Source organism: Trichormus variabilis 0441 (assembly GCF_009856605.1).
In the GTDB taxonomy this organism is placed as follows: domain Bacteria; phylum Cyanobacteriota; class Cyanobacteriia; order Cyanobacteriales; family Nostocaceae; genus Trichormus; species Trichormus variabilis.
Genome location: NZ_CP047242.1, coordinates 2,872,905 through 2,890,754 on the forward strand (window position 1 = coordinate 2,872,905; position 17,850 = coordinate 2,890,754).

Consider the following 17,850-nt stretch of genomic DNA (forward strand, 5'->3'; position numbering starts at 1 on the left):
CTGTGTCTTGATGGTGGAAATGCTTTTAAACACAGAGGCACAGAGGAAAGTTAGTATTTAAGTTACTAGAGGAAGATAGTTTGCCAAGAATCTTTAATTCGATGTTCGAGAGTAATCATCTTGGTAGCGAATAATATCATCTTCACCTAAATATTCGCCGTTTTGTACTTCAATGAGTACTAAGGGAATTACGCCAGGATTCTCTAGACGGTGAGCAGTACATTGGGGTACGTAGGTAGACTGATTATTACTTAATAGAATTTCCTTTTCACCACAGACTACTCTGGCTGTACCGGAGACAACAATCCAATGTTCACTACGGTGATGGTGCATTTGTAAGCTGAGGCGATGTCCAGGTTTCACCTCAATCCGTTTGATTTTATATCCACGCCCTTCTTCCAGTACTGTAAAAGAACCCCAAGGACGCAACTCTGTTGCAGCAACACTACGGCTAGTAATGGTAGTAGGTAGGGGTAAAGTGTGAGTTTTTGTTGTGGTTTCTTGAGTTTGAGCCATAGTTACCTCATTTGCAGACAAAACAAACTATCATTACTTCTGAAATAATCGATGGAAAATTTAGGGGAATTTTACAACCCTGAAATCAGGAGTTTTGCAGCACCTTGCTAAACATAGCAAAGTGAATCTGGGTAGGGTACAAAATGTTAATTGAAACTCTAGGTTTATACCAATTCTTCATCAAGTAGAACGTCTGCTTATTCTCAGCTTTAAATTGGGAAAGTGCAGATTAGGGTAAATTATGTGAAGTTTCAACTATCTACTATCTATCTGTACCGCTATTTTGGTTGAAGAAAAATCCCGATGCCGTTGTGGACACGGGCGGCGGTGTTAGGATAGCGGTCTAGGAGTTGCCCACTTAGGTAAAGGCTAGTTGAGCTACCACCATCTAGGTTGAGGGCGTTGACACAGCCTAACAGTTTCATCAGTTGGGCGTGTTCTGCTAGGGTTGGGCCGGGGCCACCTGCGCGGTTATGGACTGCGGCAATTAATAAGGTATTGTTTGGGGTAGTGCAGATGCCACTACGAACAGCCCTTTCAGCAATAAAGGCGTTACTGAATTGTTCGCTTTTGGCATCGAGGACGACTTGACTATTTTGGAGAAGTAGGGGACCGGCTCCGATGATATGGGGATAACGGTTAAACTCAGCAGGTGTAGTGGCACTGGTAATCTGCACATCAGTACCAATGGGGAGTTGTGAAACTAGTGTAGTGGTATTGCCACGTAATGTAAGTAAGTAGCCATTGTTAGGGATAGGAAAGTTGGTTTGACCTGCTTTATTCCCTGGAAACTGATTGGTGATTTTGTTGTTTTGAACTATGACAATCCGTTCATTGTCAGTTAAGGGAGTATACATCTTACCCCAGGCTGGTGTATAACGAGCGATACCGTTTTGGACATAGCCACTGTTCAGGGCTAAGATTGGCACTCGCAAATTACTAGATGTCACTAAAGTCTCTTGTAAGCTGAGACGACCAAAATAAAATTGACCGGCATCGTTCCAGGCGATCGCACCTCTGTTTAAGATAGGACTGGATAACCACTGATTATTCTGACGAATTGCCCCCAAAGGATAGCGGTTATTGCGGTTGAAATATCCTCCGTTAATTGCGCCTACTGCGAGGTAGCGTTGGGCTGTTTGCAATATGGGGGCTGTACCTACTAAAGTATCGGGGTTAGTGATAATGGGTTTTAAGCTTAATCCGACAGTCCTGGGGTTGACTTCCAAGAGGACGACAGGGAAACGATTTGTACCTAAATTAATAAACTGTTGTCGCCAACGCAGTCCGGTTGCCCAGGTAATATCTCGTGGTTGTAAGGGGTCGGGACGCAAATCAATAATCAGGCGATCGGGGTTATTAATAGTGCTAACCTGAGGAGACAAAGCTAAGGGAACACTTAGCTGAATCACCGTCTGATTATTCACTACCTCTACTTTGGTGATTAATGGTTCCGGTGTCGGTAATTGTTTAAGTAAATTGGGTGCAGATGCCGGTGGCGGTGCTATTGGTTGCGGTGTATAGCGTTGAATTAAACCAGTATCAGCGATGCCATCAAGGACGATTGTCCACTCTCTATGGGTTGATGCGGGGGGTTTGGCATCTGGTGTATTGGGGTCAACTGGAGGTTTGATGGGTTGCCCTTGTCTGACTTGCCAAGGTGTGGGACGGGTTAGGTCTACAACGATGCGAGTTGTGGGCAAAGATGGCACAATTGGGGTTCCTGGTCGCTGACTGGAGCGAATATCTCTCACTTGCCCTGGAGAAGTGGCGATCGCTAACGTGTTACCTTGGGACTGAATCTGCCATCCTGCTGTTCGGGCAAGATTGGTAATATCTAGATAGCGATAGCCTCCCTGAAGCCTAGTGGTTAAAACTATTGGTTGGGTTGTTGATGAAAACCACACTACTGGCTGTCTGGCTGGGTCATTACTGTTTAATAAGTCCACCCCCATCAATTGTCTAAGAGCGCCATCACTAATTAGTGTTGTTATTTGATTTGCTGCTCCTGGTTGCTGTAACCAAGCTCCTGGTAAGTTACGACCATTAAGGATAATTTGGCTACCGGCCGATAATCTGAGTGATGCAGGCGATGTTGGCAGAACCTGTGATGGCTGCTGGGCATTAGTGGTATAGGTAGCAGACAAGCAAAGTAATATTGCCGTTATGGGGGATACAAGAGTCCGAAAGTATCCGTATTTTAATGGTTTGGTAACAATATTGTGATTTGTTCGTCGGCAATAATTTGTCATTTTGTCCATAATTTACATAGTTACTTTTGCAACCTATCACCCAACGACCTAGTTAGCTAATTGTGCGGAAATCTTGAAACATAAAGAGCTAATTTAGTAGTAAATGTGATATGATATATATTGGCTTCTTATCTCTTAAAGATGACAAGCTAAGATTTTGCAGCAAAAACCACTGTAACTGAATGCTTTAACTAGCACTAGTTATAACAAAACTAGAAATAGTAGTTTTGGTTATTATATTTGGATAAGATATTAGATCCTGATACATTGTTCCTGCTGTTGCCACTTGAGTGAAGGTTAGACAGTAGGGGCTGTAGTGGCAACAGTGAAAATCTCACAACAATGAAAATATTTTAGTAATTGTCAAAGGGGTATATATTGTACTACGCTGATTTTGCTGCTAAATCAGGATTATTTCTAGCCAAAGAACAGTGAAGTTGATATGCGATGGGCTATGCCCCACCTTAGGTGATAGCTAGCACTCAGAAATACGCTTTGCTGGAAAAATTAAAACAAAGAAATTGAGAAAATATCAAGCTAGACGATATTAAGTAGAGGACTGTCAAGGCACAGAAATTTTGTCTTCCATAGAATAAACACATAAAACATAACGTCAAAATTTTAACGGGGGTAGTAAAAAGCCGGAGTTAAAATTTTTTTTCTCTAAATTTCAGTGATTTTATGTATTCATAGGACACGAAATTTAGAAATTTTTCTCACAAACAGTGGCGCAATTCGTGACTCAACGATCTCAGGAACAGGCTATGAATGATAACTCGACGCATCAAAACCAACAAATCACGGCGAATAATGATTCAGGGGATACCTACCAGGGGCAAAGGTGGTTAGTAGAAGAACGAGATGCCTGTGGTGTAGGTTTTATCGCTCATCGTCAAAATCATGGCAGTCACGAAATTGTGGCTAAAGCGTTAGCGGCTTTGACCTGTTTAGAACATCGGGGTGGTTGTAGCGCCGACCAAGATTCTGGTGATGGTGCAGGTATATTAACCGCTATTCCTTGGGAGTTGTTACAGCAAGATTATCCCCAAGGACAGATAGACTTTTTGTCAAGCAAGAATATTGCTGTGGGTATGATTTTTTTGCCACAAGATGCAGAAATTGCCCAAAAAGCCAAAGCGATTTTTGAACAAATTGCCACTGAAGAAAAATTTACTGTATTGGGCTGGCGAGTAGTTCCGGTACAACCTGATTTGCTGGGGATACAGGCAAAAGAAAATCAACCCCGAATTGAGCAAGTTATTTTAAGCGCCGATAACAGTGGTGATGCCCTAGAAAGACAACTTTTTATCACCCGTAAGCGTTTATTCAAAGCCGTAAAAAGTATCTCGGAAGAATTTTACATTTGTTCTTTGTCCAGTCGCACCATTGTTTATAAGGGGATGGTGCGATCGGCGGTTTTAGGAGCATTCTATCTAGACCTGCAAAACCCAGCTTATAAGAGCGCCTTTGCTGTTTATCACCGACGCTTTAGTACGAATACTATGCCCAAGTGGCCATTAGCGCAACCGATGCGGCTATTGGGTCATAACGGGGAAATTAACACCCTATTGGGAAATATTAACTGGATGATGGCGAGAGAAGCTAACTTGAGTCATCCCATTTGGGGCGATCGCTTTGATGAACTCAGGCCATCAGTTCTCATGGGAAACAGTGACTCGGCAACTCTCGATAACGTCCTCGAATTATTGGTGCATTCTGGACGTAGCCCCTTGGAAGCCTTGATGATTATGGTGCCAGAGGCTTACCAAAATCAACCATCCTTGCGTAACTATCCAGAAATCGTTGATTTTTACGAATATTACAGTGGTTTACAAGAAGCATGGGACGGGCCTGCACTGTTGGTATTTGGGGATGGTAAAACAGTAGGGGCAACATTAGACCGGAATGGTTTAAGACCTGCTCGTTATCTCATTACCAAAGATGACTATATAGTAGTGGCTTCGGAAGCTGGGGTAGTAGACTTCCCAGAAGCAGACATTATTGAGAAAGGTAGACTAGGCCCTGGTCAAATGATTGCCGTGGATCTAGTTAACCATGAAGTCCTGAAGAATTGGGAAATTAAGCAGCGCATTGCCAAACAGCAGCCTTATGGAGAATGGCTGCAAAAGTACCGTCAAGAACTCAAGCAGCTTACCAGTCAAGTGAATGGCAATGGTAACGGTAATGGTAATGGTCACCGGGTAGCAGATAACGGTCATGTCAGCACCACGAAGGTTGACAAAGAAACCTTACTGCGTCAGCAATTAGCCTTTGGTTACACCACCGAAGATGTAGAAATGGTCATTCAACCAATGGCCGCCACTGGTTCAGAACCGACTTTCTGTATGGGCGATGATATCCCCTTGGCAGTGCTGACAGACAAACCCCACTTGCTTTATGACTATTTCAAACAGCGTTTTGCCCAAGTAACCAACCCAGCAATTGATCCATTACGGGAAAAGCTGGTGATGTCTTTGAAAGTGGAACTGGGGGAACGGGGTAACTTATTGGAACCCAAACCAGAATATGCTAGAAGACTGAAGCTAGAATCGCCAGTTTTAACAGAGTCAGAATTGGCAGCCATTAAGCTATCGGGATTTGCTACAGCTGAATTGTCTACCTTGTTTGCGATCGCCAATGGGCCAGATGGTCTCAAAGCAGCAGTCCTAGCCTTGCAACAACAAGCGGCGGAATCAGTCCGGGCCGGTGCGAAAATTCTCGTTTTAAGTGATCGCGCAGGCGCAGGTATCAGCACAGAATATAGTTACATTCCGCCCCTATTAGCTGTGGGTGCAGTGCATCACTACCTAATTCGGGAAGGATTGCGAACGAAGACATCTTTGATTGTTGATACGGCTCAATGCTGGAGTACACACCATTTTGCTTGTTTAATTGGCTATGGTGCAGGTGCTATTTGTCCTTACATGACTTTGGATACTGTGCGGAATTGGTGGTCAGACCCCGCAACCCAACAGTTCATGGAACGGGGTAAGATTACCAGCCTCTCATTAGAACAGGCGATCGCCAACTATCGCAAAGCTGTAGAGTCGGGTTTGTTGAAGATCCTCTCGAAAATGGGAATTTCGCTGCTGTCCAGCTATCAAGCAGCGCAGATTTTTGAAGCCATCGGCATTGGTGGCGATTTGTTAGCTTTGGGATTCCAAGGTACAGCTTCTCGCATCGGTGGTTTGAGTGTCAGCGAGTTAGCCCAAGAGGTGCTTTCCATCCACAGCAAAGCTTTCCCAGAACTAGCAACCCACAAATTAGAAAACTTAGGGTTTGTCAACTACCGCCCCACCGGCGAGTATCACATGAACAATCCCAAACTAGCAAAAGCGCTGCATGAAGCGGTAGATGGGAAGAAATACGACCACTACGAAGTTTACAAGCAGTACTTGCAAGGTAGACCAATTACAGCTTTGCGAGACTTGCTAGATTTCCACAGCGATCGCGCGCCTATTTCTCTAGAAGAAGTAGAATCAGTCAGCGATATCGTCAAGCGCTTCTGTACTGGGGGGATGTCCTTGGGTGCATTGTCACGGGAAGCCCATGAAGTATTGGCGATCGCCATGAACCGGATTGGTGGTAAATCCAATTCTGGGGAAGGTGGAGAAGACCCGGTACGTTACAAAGTATTGGATGATGTGGACGCGTCGGGACACTCGCCAACTCTCCCCCATTTGCGAGGTTTGCGGAACGGAGACACAGCCTCTAGCGCCATCAAGCAAGTCGCATCAGGACGCTTTGGTGTTACACCAGAGTATTTAGCCAGCGCCAAACAAATCGAAATCAAAATTGCCCAAGGTGCAAAACCAGGAGAAGGTGGACAGCTACCGGGACCGAAGGTGAGTCCTTACATTGCCATGTTACGGCGGTCTAAGCCCGGTGTAACCTTGATTTCACCACCACCGCACCATGATATTTATTCCATTGAAGACTTAGCACAGTTGATTTTTGACCTACACCAAATCAACCCCAAAGCCCAAGTATCGGTGAAATTAGTAGCGGAGATTGGTATTGGGACAATCGCGGCTGGTGTGGCGAAAGCCAACGCGGATATCATCCAAATTTCTGGCCATGATGGTGGTACAGGTGCATCACCACTATCATCCATTAAGCACGCCGGTTCACCTTGGGAACTAGGTTTGAGTGAAGTGCATCGGGTATTGATGGAAAATAGTCTGCGCGATCGCGTAGTCTTACGTGTAGATGGTGGTCTTAAGAGTGGTTGGGACGTATTGATTGGTGCGTTGATGGGTGCAGAGGAATTCGGCTTCGGTTCCATCGCCATGATTGCAGAAGGCTGTATTATGGCGAGAATCTGCCACACCAATAACTGTCCTGTGGGCGTTGCTTCCCAAAAAGAAGAATTACGCAAACGCTTTACAGGTATCCCCGAACACGTCGTTAATTTCTTCTACTTCGTTGCAGAAGAAGTGCGTCATCTGTTAGCTAGACTTGGCTATCGTTCTTTGTCGGAAATCATCGGCCGGGCTGATATCTTGACAACACGTAAGGATGCACGACTCACCAAGACCCAAGCTATTAACCTCAACTGCTTACTCCAACTACCAGACACCAGAGAAAATCGGAGTTGGTTGGCACATGAAGAAGTCCACAGCAATGGCCCCGTTGTGGATGACCAATTGCTGGCTGACTCAGATATTCAAGCAGCCATTCGCAACCAGTCTAGCGTTACCAAGACCTTACCTATAGTCAATACTGACAGAACATTGGGGGCAAGACTAGCTGGGGCGATCGCTTCTCAATACGGTGATAGTGGTTTTGAGGGACAAATTAACCTTAATTTCACAGGTAGCGTCGGTCAAAGCTTTGGTGCTTTCAACCTCCCTGGAATCATTCTCACCCTAGAGGGAGAAGCCAACGACTACGTAGGTAAAGGAATGCACGGTGGTGAAATTATTATCAAGCCACCAGCTGAAGCTACTTATGATCCCGCACAAAATGTCATTGTGGGTAATACCTGTCTCTACGGTGCTACTGGTGGGGTGTTATTTGCCAATGGTTTAGGTGGAGAACGCTTTGCTGTCCGCAACTCTAAAGGTGTAGCCGTGATTGAGGGGACTGGCGATCACTGTTGTGAGTATATGACAGGTGGCACAATTGTCGTCCTTGGTAAAGTAGGACGCAACGTAGCTGCGGGGATGACTGGTGGGTTAGCTTACTTCTTAGATGAAGATGGTTCATTCCCTGAATTAGTCAACCGAGAAATTGTGAAAATTCAACGGGTGCTAACCACAGCTGGCGAGAAACAACTGCAAGACTTAATTAAAGCTCATGTAGAACGCACAGGTTCGCCAAAAGGTCAGATAATCTTGGACAATTGGCAGGAATATTTGCCTAAGTTCTGGCAATTAGTGCCACCTTCAGAGGCTGAAAGTCCAGAAGCTAACCCCCAATCTGTAGTAGAGAAATATCTGAGTTCTGTCTAGTCATTGGTTATTAGCAGGACTTACGCACCCGGATTTTCTGTTGAGACCGGGTGTAAGGGTATCTTAATGAAGATGTGCTTTACTCTGGACTGTAGAGACGTTGCATGCAAAGTCTCTACATCATTTATTGGGTGGAACTTCATAGAGAATTGGTATAAGGGTATAAAGCTGTAGGGGTTTCAAACATTTATTTTAAATTTTGTTGGCGTAGCCTTGCCGTAGGCTATTTTGTAGCTTTAGCCTCCCGTAGAGTATTTTGAATTGATTCATACCCCTATACCATTGTCCAAACCCTTGATGTTTCGTTTTCACGCGTAAGTCCTAATTGGTTATGACTAATATGCCAATGATTAGGAATAGCTAAATATTTATTTAAACAAAAGACGCGAGATATCGCGTCTTTTTTCATGACGAATTACTTTTGATTGGCAATAAGTTTTTCATCTTTGTCTTGCATTTCTAAAAGTTCGGGAACAGTTACAAAACTGTAACCTTGCTTGCGAAATCTAGCAATAATCTCTGGTAGAGCTTGTATAGTTTGAGTCCGATTACCACCGCCGTCGTGCATAAGTACAATTCCTCCAGGTTTTGCTAACCTAAACACATTATTAATTAACTTTGGTACACTGGGGCGTGAGTAGTCCATTGAGTCGGATGACCATATGATCACCGCATATTTATTATTTTTAGCATAGGAGACTAGTCCATTATTCATCATGCCTCCCGGTGGACGAAATAAGTCTGTTTTCACACCTGTTGTTTGATATATAAGGTTGGTTGTATTATTAACTTCATAAGCTGCTACTTGTGGATTCATGAAATGGTACCAATGGTGCCAAGTATGGTTACCAATTGCGTGTCCTTCAGCAGCCACTCTTCTTAATAAATCTGGGTAATTTTTTACGTTTTGTCCAACGACAAAAAATGTTGCTTTAATATTATTTTGTTTAAGAATATCTAATACTTGTGTTGTACTTTCAGGCCAAGGGCCGTCATCAAAAGTAAGTGCAATGACTTTCTGTCCGTGGGTGAGTTTTGCTGTTTTGATAGTTGCACCTTGAAAACGAGTCGGAACAGCATAAGACAAACCCTTAGTTTTTGCTTCTTGCTGCCAACTAGTCAGCATCATCGATTTGAATTTCTCAATTCGCTGCTGAGTTCCTGCTTTAGCGGGTGTACTAGTTATGTTGATATTGTTTATGTTGACTCTGCTTTGTGCATCTGATGCGTTTGGTTTGAGCAACATCATCACACCAACACTCAAACTAGCACTGAGAGCTAACAATGCAAATAATATTCCTTGTGGCCAAAGAAAAGACTTATTGTTTTCCACTTCATAGCTCCTTCGGGGGTAGAATCATTTGTGACAATGAAGACTGTAACGTTTTGTACATCTCTGTATCAATATTTAGATACTGAGCCAATTTCTATTAATCCTGAAATTTTTAATACAAATTAAAAGAAATTTAAAAATATACCAGCTATAGCTAAATTAGCTTAGATTCATCAGCTAAAACAGGAAATATGATAGACTGACAGTCTATGTAATAACTCCTATTATTTAATATCAAAATAAACTTATGCTCACGGTGTAGAGTGTATGTTTATGCTTTTGCATCAGAGTTATGAAATACATGAATTAGATCATAGCTTCTAGATGCTGTACATAAACGCTTAAGCTAAGATAGGAAAAGTCATTAAATTATCAGTTATTGTCAAATAGACAAACTACTGTTATTCGATGTAGATATGCCATTCACCTAAAAAATTCTGTATAAGTTTGCTTGTTGATAAGAAATATTCTACTGCTAACTACCATTTTTACCTTTTAAAGAAAAAATTAAATTTTGAGTTCACTGAATGCCTCTTAACTTTGTTATCCAACAGATAGACGACACTTGCTCAAACATAGTTTCGCATTACCAAGAAGTTTAGATTAGTTAATCTATATACTCTTTGAAATATTTATGCAAAATTAATGATAAGATACCGAATTCAATGTATAAAAATACTTTAGTTGTTCAATATATGGGATCGGTAAAAATCACATTAGCTTGATATTTGCTATTTTAAGTCTCTAGGGAATTAATATTACTATCCTATTAATATAAAAATTAGATATATGTTGTTACAGTATATTTACTGAAATTGTCTCAAGTTCTCAATATTTAACCACTGCAAAAGAGCCTATATTGACAAGGGGAATCATGGGTTACACGGGAAAAACGGTGTTTAATGTTAAAAAATTACATAAAAGTCTGATTTTAGGGTCTGTGGATCAGTATTGAACTGCGATCGCCCATAGTATTTTTAATTTTATTATGAATTTTAATTAACATAGATGATTGGTTGTCGAATCTTTATACTTGGCTTTTGTTATTTGTGACAGGACTGGATTAGCTGCGTCATGGCTATTGTAGGGTGTAATCTGACCAGCTTAAAATCTTTTTTTAATTGGCCGACACATATATAGTAAGATTTGTGACGTTGAATGAATAAGAAGCGATCGCTAGCCTTTTCTGTAACTTAGGATACTTATTATTCATTGCCACTGAATTGGCAAAGCTGACTAATAATAGTTAGTTGTACTAATATTTTGCCGTAAATATGAATTACTCAGATTCTAAAATCAAAAGAGACTATATCATCCTATTGATAATTTTTATCATCACATTATTTATAGACAGAATTTGGTTTTTCATAGATGAATCTATTCCCGCTTATGATCAAAGCGCACATCTGACAACAGTATTACACCATTACCGAATTTTTCAAGACTTCAATATTTTTTCTGGTGATTGGTGGTTATCTCTGTGGCAAATAACTCCTAGTTATCGCGCTCCTTTTGTATATATTTGTACTGTGCCATTCTTATTTTTATTTGGTAGGGGATATGACCAAGCAAGTTTAGTAAACCTTTTATATACAGCTATTATCATTTTTTCAGTTTATCACTTAGGCATTTATTTATTTAAAAATCGCAAAACTGCCATAACAGCCAGTATATTTTGCCTACTATTTCCTGTCTTGGGAATTATACGAACAGACTATTTATTAGACTATGGTTTAACAGCAATCATTGTTTTAACATTCACTATATTAACTATTTGGAAAGACAGAAAAACAGGCTTTTTAACATGGTTATTAACCTTAGGTTTAGGCATAGGGTTAGGTTTGATTATGTTAGCAAAGCCAACAGGTTTTATTTTTATTTTTATTCCTGGGATACTAACATTAATTAACTTTATTAGAAAAGGTAGTTATCTGAAGTTAATCCAAACAGGTTTATCTTTGATAGTAGCTTGGCTAGTTTGTGGTTATTGGTACGGTTTAAATTGGTTGACTATTATTACATCTGCGTTAAATGCTAATAGAGTAGGTCAACGAGAAGGTGATCCTCCTGCTACTACTATTGCCGGATGGTTAGTTTATCCACAAATGATCCCAGACAGTGTTGGCTTCCCGATATTATTTGTAAGTATAGGGACTTTACTAGTTTATTTGTGGCAAAATAAATTTAATTTTCATGCAATTAAAAATAGGTGGCATCATTCAAGTTTAAATTGGTTAATGATTTTTTTGGTAAGTAGCTATGTAATTTGTTCTCTTGGTACTAATAAGGATAGTAGGTTTATTCTGCCTTGTTTTCCGATAATCAGTTTAATTCTGTCTTATTGTTGTAATTTGATTGATAATAAATCATTTAATAGACTCAGAATAGCAACTATTGGATTGAGTTTCATCATTCTACTCAATAGTTTATTTCCTATACCTATGATGCAAGGATGGGGGATTAAGCATTTTCCTAATGATGAGGCAAAAAAATATCCACTTTCCCAACTAATAGACAAAATTAACCAAATAAATCCATATTTAAGGTCGGCTTTAGGGGTAATTCCAGTTTCAACACCTCAAGTCAATCAGTTTACTTTAGACTATTTTGGCACATTAGCTGATTTTCGAGTATATAGCAGAAAATTGACCACGAAATTATCTCAAGTTGAGCAAGATTTAGAGTATTTTTCTTGGTATGTTACTAGAGAAAATGAACCTGACGAACCTGGAGAAAGGGGAGAAACTAAAAGAAAATTGAAATCTTTAGTGGAATCTTCTAAAGATTTAAAATTACAGGATGAGTGGCAATTGCCCCAAGATGATGAATTACGATTGTATCACCGCATAAATCCTGCTGTAGTCGTTGACAAGTTAAATGACGGTGATTCTCAGGTTATTTTAAAACAAGTTATAACTGCTAACAATTTTGTAGCAGATAAGAATAACTCAGTTACTTATAAAATAATAGGTTCTTGGGATGAATTACAAAATGGTTTATTACTATTAAAATGGCAAAACGAAGAAGCATCATTTTATCATGATCACGCGATCGCTCTAGGTAACTTATATTGTGGTCTACAATGCCATCCTCAAGGAGTTTTTCAGGTAACAGAAAATCTCGCCGCATTTATTCCCAAAACCATTCCTTTAGGAAAATATCAACTGTCAGCATTCTATTTAGATAGAAGAAATGGTAAAGTTACACCTTTGAACATTGCTAATATTACCGTAAATGTGTCCGATACGGGGATAGTAGAAAAGGCACCAGCTTTAGATTTAGTTTCTAGAATGTCCCAATTAGGATTAGAACTACAACAGGGTAAATTAGATAATGTATTTGAGCAAATATCTAATTTCAATCAATATGATCCTACTCAAGATTACTTAAACCAAATTCAATTTGCAGCCAGTTATCATCTGCAAAATGAGCCGAATAATTTAAACTGGCGTTATACTTTGGTGCTGTCACAACTTTTACAAAGGCAAGTTCCAGATTTAATCGAGAATTTAACCCAGTTAACTCAATATGATAAACAAAATCCCTATGTGTGGCTGTATCTAGCCTTTGTTTATTTGTATGACTTTCAACCCAGACAAGCTGAGGAAAAATTAGCGATCGCAGAACAACTGCAACCAGACATACCAGAATTAAAAACATTAAAAACTGTAACAAATATTATGAAATTCTTGCCATTAGTTCACTTTTAAAAAATTAGCTAAAAGTTTTAATATGCGCCCAATCACACAAAAAAAATTACTATTAGTTTTGTTGGTTGCTGCTTTGGCTTTGTGGCTCACATTTTTAGGTAACTTACCTTTAAGAGATTGGGATGAGGGTACCATAGCACAGGTTGCTCGTGACATTTGGCAGGCTCCAGTTGGTTCTATGCGTTGGCTTTATCCCACCTTGGCGGGGGAGGCCTATCATAATAAGCCCCCTCTCATGCACTTATTAATTGCCTGGGCTTACTCGATTGGTGGTATCAATGAATGGACAACACGTTTTCCTGGCGCATTTATCACTGCGCTGGGAGTACCTTTGTTGTACTTGTTAGGGCGATCGCTTTTTAACCGCAGTCTACCAGCCTTGTTTGCGGCATTAGTGTATTTAACTATGTTGCCTGTGGTACGTCACGGAAGACTAGCAATGTTAGATGGTACACTCATCACCTTTTTTTTATTCGTTTTGTTTTGTCTACTAAAAGCCCGCCAAAATCAAAAATATGCTTTAGGTGTGGGTATCGGTTTAGGGCTAATTGCTCTAACTAAAGGGATGATGGTTTTGCTATTAGGTGGAATTGCAGGTTTGTTTCTTTTAGCAGATAGACAATTAACTTTATTAACCAGCCCTTATTTATGGACAGGGCTGTTTTTAGGAAGCGCGCCAGCGATCGCCTGGTATCTTGCTCAATGGCAACATTACGGAGGTAGTTTTTTACAAATAAACTTGCAATCACAAACTTTTAACCGAGTTTTCCAACCTGTAGAAGGACATAGCGGCCCACCTTGGTACTATGTATTGGAAATACTCAAATATGGTTTTCCGTGGCTATTGTTCTTGCCAGGAGGACTTTATTTAGCTGCAAAAAAGCGTGACACTTCCTGGGGGTGTTTAATTCTTGTCGGGACAATTGTTTATTTGGCAAGTATTTCCGTGATGAGAACGAAACTACCTTGGTATGTTATGCCAATATATCCATTTTTAGCTCTGGCCATTGGTGCTAAATTAGCTGATGTTTGGCAGTACCATCATGTTAAATCAACAACTTTGGTAGTATTCTTTGTCATACTGGCGATCGCAGGTTTAGGTGGTTGTGTCTACTTTGCGACCACTGAAACCCAGCCTGTTCTAATTGCTATGAGTCTTGTGTTAGCCGTGAGTATGGCTACGGTAGCATGGCTGGTTAATCAAGGCGATCGCAACTTTATTCCAGTTTTGTTTACAGGAATGTATTTAGTTTTAATTATGTTTGTGAGTTCCCAGTCATGGATTTGGGAGTTAAACGAAGCATTTCCAGTTAAACCAGTCGCCGCATTAATCCGCCAACACGTTTTACCAGGCACCAAGATTTATACTTCTTTCGCCTATAATCGCCCTAGTCTAGACTTTTACTGTGATTGTCAAGTTCTGACTGAGCCATCAATTTCACAGCAAATGGCAAAAAGAAATGATTATTTGCTTTTAGATAATACAACTTTAGAAAAGATAAACTTATCTGGAAACGAAATTCTAGGAACGGTGGAAAACTTTACTTTGATTGCTCCATCCAAAAATTAATTTAGGTAAAAATCTAATTATCGCTTTAATTTAGATTAAAGTGCAAAATTCGTTAATTCACTACCGCAATGCAGTATTTAATTTGGGAAAAATCAAATCAGACTTGCGGATCACAAACCAAAGTACATAACCCAAAACAATAGAGAAAAACTTGATATGTATAGGAGTTCCCAAGTAACTGAAAAGTGATGATAACTGTACTGCTATTGCTACCCAACGGTATTGTGGCAAATAAAAAGCTAAAATAATAGAACAAATATCAGCCGGATAAAAATATCGCTGGTGCATTTTTGGCAGTATATAAGGCATTAATAAAACTGATATTGTTGCTAAATGTATCAATCTTTCTTGCGTAATTTCTAATTTACTTTTATTTACAACATAAGCTAATAAAATTACTGCAAATATAGTTGATATTAAGCCTATGGGAACAACTATATTATATAAATCATTAGGAATCCATTGATAAAGATTAGGGACAGCTTTAGCTAATTGTTTGTATTTATTAGCTTGATTAAAATATACCAATAATAGTTCCGACATCGGTCTTCCAGCAAACCAAGCGGGCAATATTGCTAATAAATATACTAAAGGAATGATTGGTATATAGTACCAACGTATTCTTTGCTTAAGCAACATTATTAATAGTAAGGGAGAAAGAAACATTGCTTGTAGTTTAAAGGAAAGTCCAATCCCAAAACTCACCAATGCCGGAATTTCTTTCTTTATACATAAAAAATAAATACAGGCAATTAATCCTGTTGTATATATGCCGTCACACTGTCCCCAAATGGCGCTGTTATAGATAGCTACAGGACTTAATATAACTGTTATAAAAGCAAAAATTGGTTGTCTACCTTGTGGATATTTAAGTTTAACAATTTTGTAAGTGAAGAAAGCACAAACAAAATCAACAGCCATAGCGAAAAGCTTAATTGAAAATATTTTGGGCAATCCTGAAAGTAGAGTGGCTGCAAATACAAGCCAGTAGAGGTAGGGAGGTGTATAGTCAGCAAAACCATGTTTTAAGGCACTAAACCCACCATTAGTGGCTATAAAATCATACCAAGGGGCTAGAAAAGAAGTATAGTCAGAGGATTTATTAGGAACACAAATTAACCGAATGAGGACAGCGCAGATAATAGCAATAGTTAAATAATTGGGAACTTGGTGAGGAAATATTTTTAATAACGTTTTAGATTTATATTTAATTAGTTTAAATAATCTCTTATCTGAAGTATTTGTCATAACTGGCATATGGGACGGTGTGTCTAGAAATTGTGGTTATTATATATGACTGAGGGAAGCTGGCGGAACACCACTCTATCTGCAAGGAACGCCAGTTGCACATATCTTGCTTCTCTGGAAGAGTACCTGGAAGCATATCGAAAACATAGGCTGCGTAAACGCGTGCAACAGGGAAGAAGTTATTTAGCACATACAAAACACTAATTTTTCTACCCTACCCACTGTTCTTGAGCAAATCCCACAGCTAACCTAGCGAGTAGTGTGATAAATAAACCTAGAACAAAATATCCTTGACGAGGATAGCGAGATAACAGCACACCGATCGCTATACTCAAAGGTACGATGCCATAAGCTAGGCGGCTTAAGGATATTGTTCCCCCAGAAGCAAGCAGCAGTCCGATACCGCAAAAGCCATACATAACAGTTACAGTAGTTAGGTTTTTACGGAAACGCCACAACGCACAACTACCACCAAAGACCATGAATACATTCAGTAAGCGATTAATTAAATCTTCTGGTGCTAGTAGTAACAAAAACAACAATAAAATGTAACAACCATAAATGATCTTGACGGAGTGTAAATACTGCCGGAAGAAGTATAAACAATATCCTCCGCCAACAATCAGAATAAACAACAAAGGATGCCAAGGATCATTAATCCAACCAGATGTAGGCTGAACCCAACCAAACTGCCAGTTTTGCGGCCCTACGACAATTTTCATCAGCATACCTAACCATCCTTGCCAATCAAAGCCTAGAGATGGTCGCCAGCCTCGTTGTGCAGCGATAAAGGCGAGAGGATTGTGGAAGCGGAAGGCACAATATAAACTAAAGACCATGACTCCTGTTGCGGTGGCTAAACCTGCGATATAAGCAATTGGTGGTCTGCGTTCTTTCCAAGCAGCGATCGCCAATGCGGGAATCATAGCCATTCCTGTGGGACGTGTTGCTGTCGCCAAGGCACCCCAGAAGCTTGTCCAGCCATACTGCTTTTGATCAAAAGCCCGTAAAGCGGCTGTACTTAAAAACAAATATAGTCCCTCTGTATAAATTACCCCTGTAAACATCGCTGATGGATAACAAGAAACCACGGATGTAGCCCATCTAGCGATACTGATTCCATAAGAATTTTTCAGCCAGAAGTACAAAATATAAAGTGCTGCCAAAAATGTCACATTGTTGATTAAAAGACCAGCTACTTCAAAAGACAAACCCAAATTCATTAATACCCGGATACAGAAGGGAAACAAGGGAAAGAATGCTAGATTGTGCTGCTTACCGTCATCGACAAATTCATATCCAGTAGTGGCGATCGCCCTATAATGCACCCCATCCCAAGCATCAAAAATTCCCCAACCTAAGCTAGATAGACTTTCTGGTGCTGAAGGTAAATTCGGCGCAACCAACAACATCGTTATCCAAATCAGGACGCGGCTAAGAAACCAGAGGATTGCAGGAAAGAGAAAATCAGTTTTCCATAAAAATTTTTTGATGAATATTCGCTTTTCAAACATAGAGTTGAGTCTTTCCCAAAAATCCCTTACGCATTTTTTTCTTATAGAAATAAACAACAGAAAATTGGACAAAATTCAGTATAACTATGATTGGCTTTCATGCCATCACCAAATAACGGTCATTCAATGATTTTCGGAAAAATTTTAAATATTTAAAACTAAATCTTTAACGCCATGTGCCACTTTCTCTCAGACCTAACCCCCAACCCCTTGCCTACAAGGAAAGGGGAGTAATAATTAAAGCCTCTACGCCA

Annotated in this window: 8 protein-coding genes; 3 read left to right on the forward strand and 5 right to left on the reverse strand. The window is 40.1% G+C overall.

The features are described 5' to 3' along the window. Positions 1 to 93: 93 nt before the first annotated feature. Both GSQ19_RS11720 and GSQ19_RS11725 read right to left on the reverse strand, forming a co-directional pair. Positions 94 to 516, reverse strand: a complete 423-nt coding sequence (locus tag GSQ19_RS11720; RefSeq protein WP_011318128.1) for a phosphomannose isomerase type II C-terminal cupin domain — start codon at positions 514 to 516, stop codon at positions 94 to 96. A gap of 278 nt (positions 517 to 794) precedes the next feature. Then, positions 795 to 2,777 (reverse strand): phosphodiester glycosidase family protein, encoded by a 1,983-nt coding sequence (locus GSQ19_RS11725; RefSeq protein ID WP_011318129.1) that lies wholly within the window; start codon positions 2,775 to 2,777, stop codon positions 795 to 797. A gap of 755 nt (positions 2,778 to 3,532) precedes the next feature. Here GSQ19_RS11725 and GSQ19_RS11730 point away from each other — a divergent pair. Further along, positions 3,533 to 8,221 carry a glutamate synthase-related protein gene (locus GSQ19_RS11730; RefSeq protein ID WP_011318130.1) on the forward strand — a complete coding sequence of 1,563 codons (4,689 nt, stop codon included), beginning with the start codon at positions 3,533 to 3,535 and terminating at the stop codon, positions 8,219 to 8,221. Between the two features lie 415 nt (positions 8,222 to 8,636). Here GSQ19_RS11730 and GSQ19_RS11735 read toward each other — a convergent pair whose 3' ends face one another. Continuing rightward, positions 8,637 to 9,554, reverse strand: coding sequence for a polysaccharide deacetylase family protein (locus GSQ19_RS11735; protein ID WP_011318131.1), 918 nt, complete (start codon positions 9,552 to 9,554; stop codon positions 8,637 to 8,639). A gap of 1,274 nt (positions 9,555 to 10,828) precedes the next feature. Between GSQ19_RS11735 and GSQ19_RS11740 the strand changes: the two genes are divergently transcribed. Together GSQ19_RS11740 and GSQ19_RS11745 are read left to right on the forward strand one after the other, a co-directional pair. Next, positions 10,829 to 13,264, forward strand: coding sequence for a hypothetical protein (locus GSQ19_RS11740; protein WP_011318132.1), 2,436 nt, complete (start codon positions 10,829 to 10,831; stop codon positions 13,262 to 13,264). A gap of 22 nt (positions 13,265 to 13,286) precedes the next feature. Beyond that, a complete protein-coding gene (locus GSQ19_RS11745; RefSeq protein ID WP_011318133.1) occupies positions 13,287 to 14,834 on the forward strand; it encodes an ArnT family glycosyltransferase in 1,548 nt (515 codons plus the stop codon). A 60-nt stretch (positions 14,835 to 14,894) separates the two neighbouring features. Here the strand turns inward: GSQ19_RS11745 and GSQ19_RS11750 are convergent, their stop codons facing one another. Together GSQ19_RS11750 and GSQ19_RS11755 are read right to left on the reverse strand one after the other, a co-directional pair. Beyond that, positions 14,895 to 16,082: a membrane protein gene (locus GSQ19_RS11750; protein ID WP_041456044.1), complete on the reverse strand. Its 1,188-nt coding sequence runs from the start codon at positions 16,080 to 16,082 to the stop codon at positions 14,895 to 14,897. A gap of 209 nt (positions 16,083 to 16,291) precedes the next feature. Further along, on the reverse strand, positions 16,292 to 17,596 hold the full coding sequence (locus GSQ19_RS11755) for a mannosyltransferase family protein (RefSeq protein ID WP_011318135.1): 1,305 nt from the start codon (positions 17,594 to 17,596) through the stop codon (positions 16,292 to 16,294). Between the last annotated feature and the right edge of the window lie 254 nt (positions 17,597 to 17,850).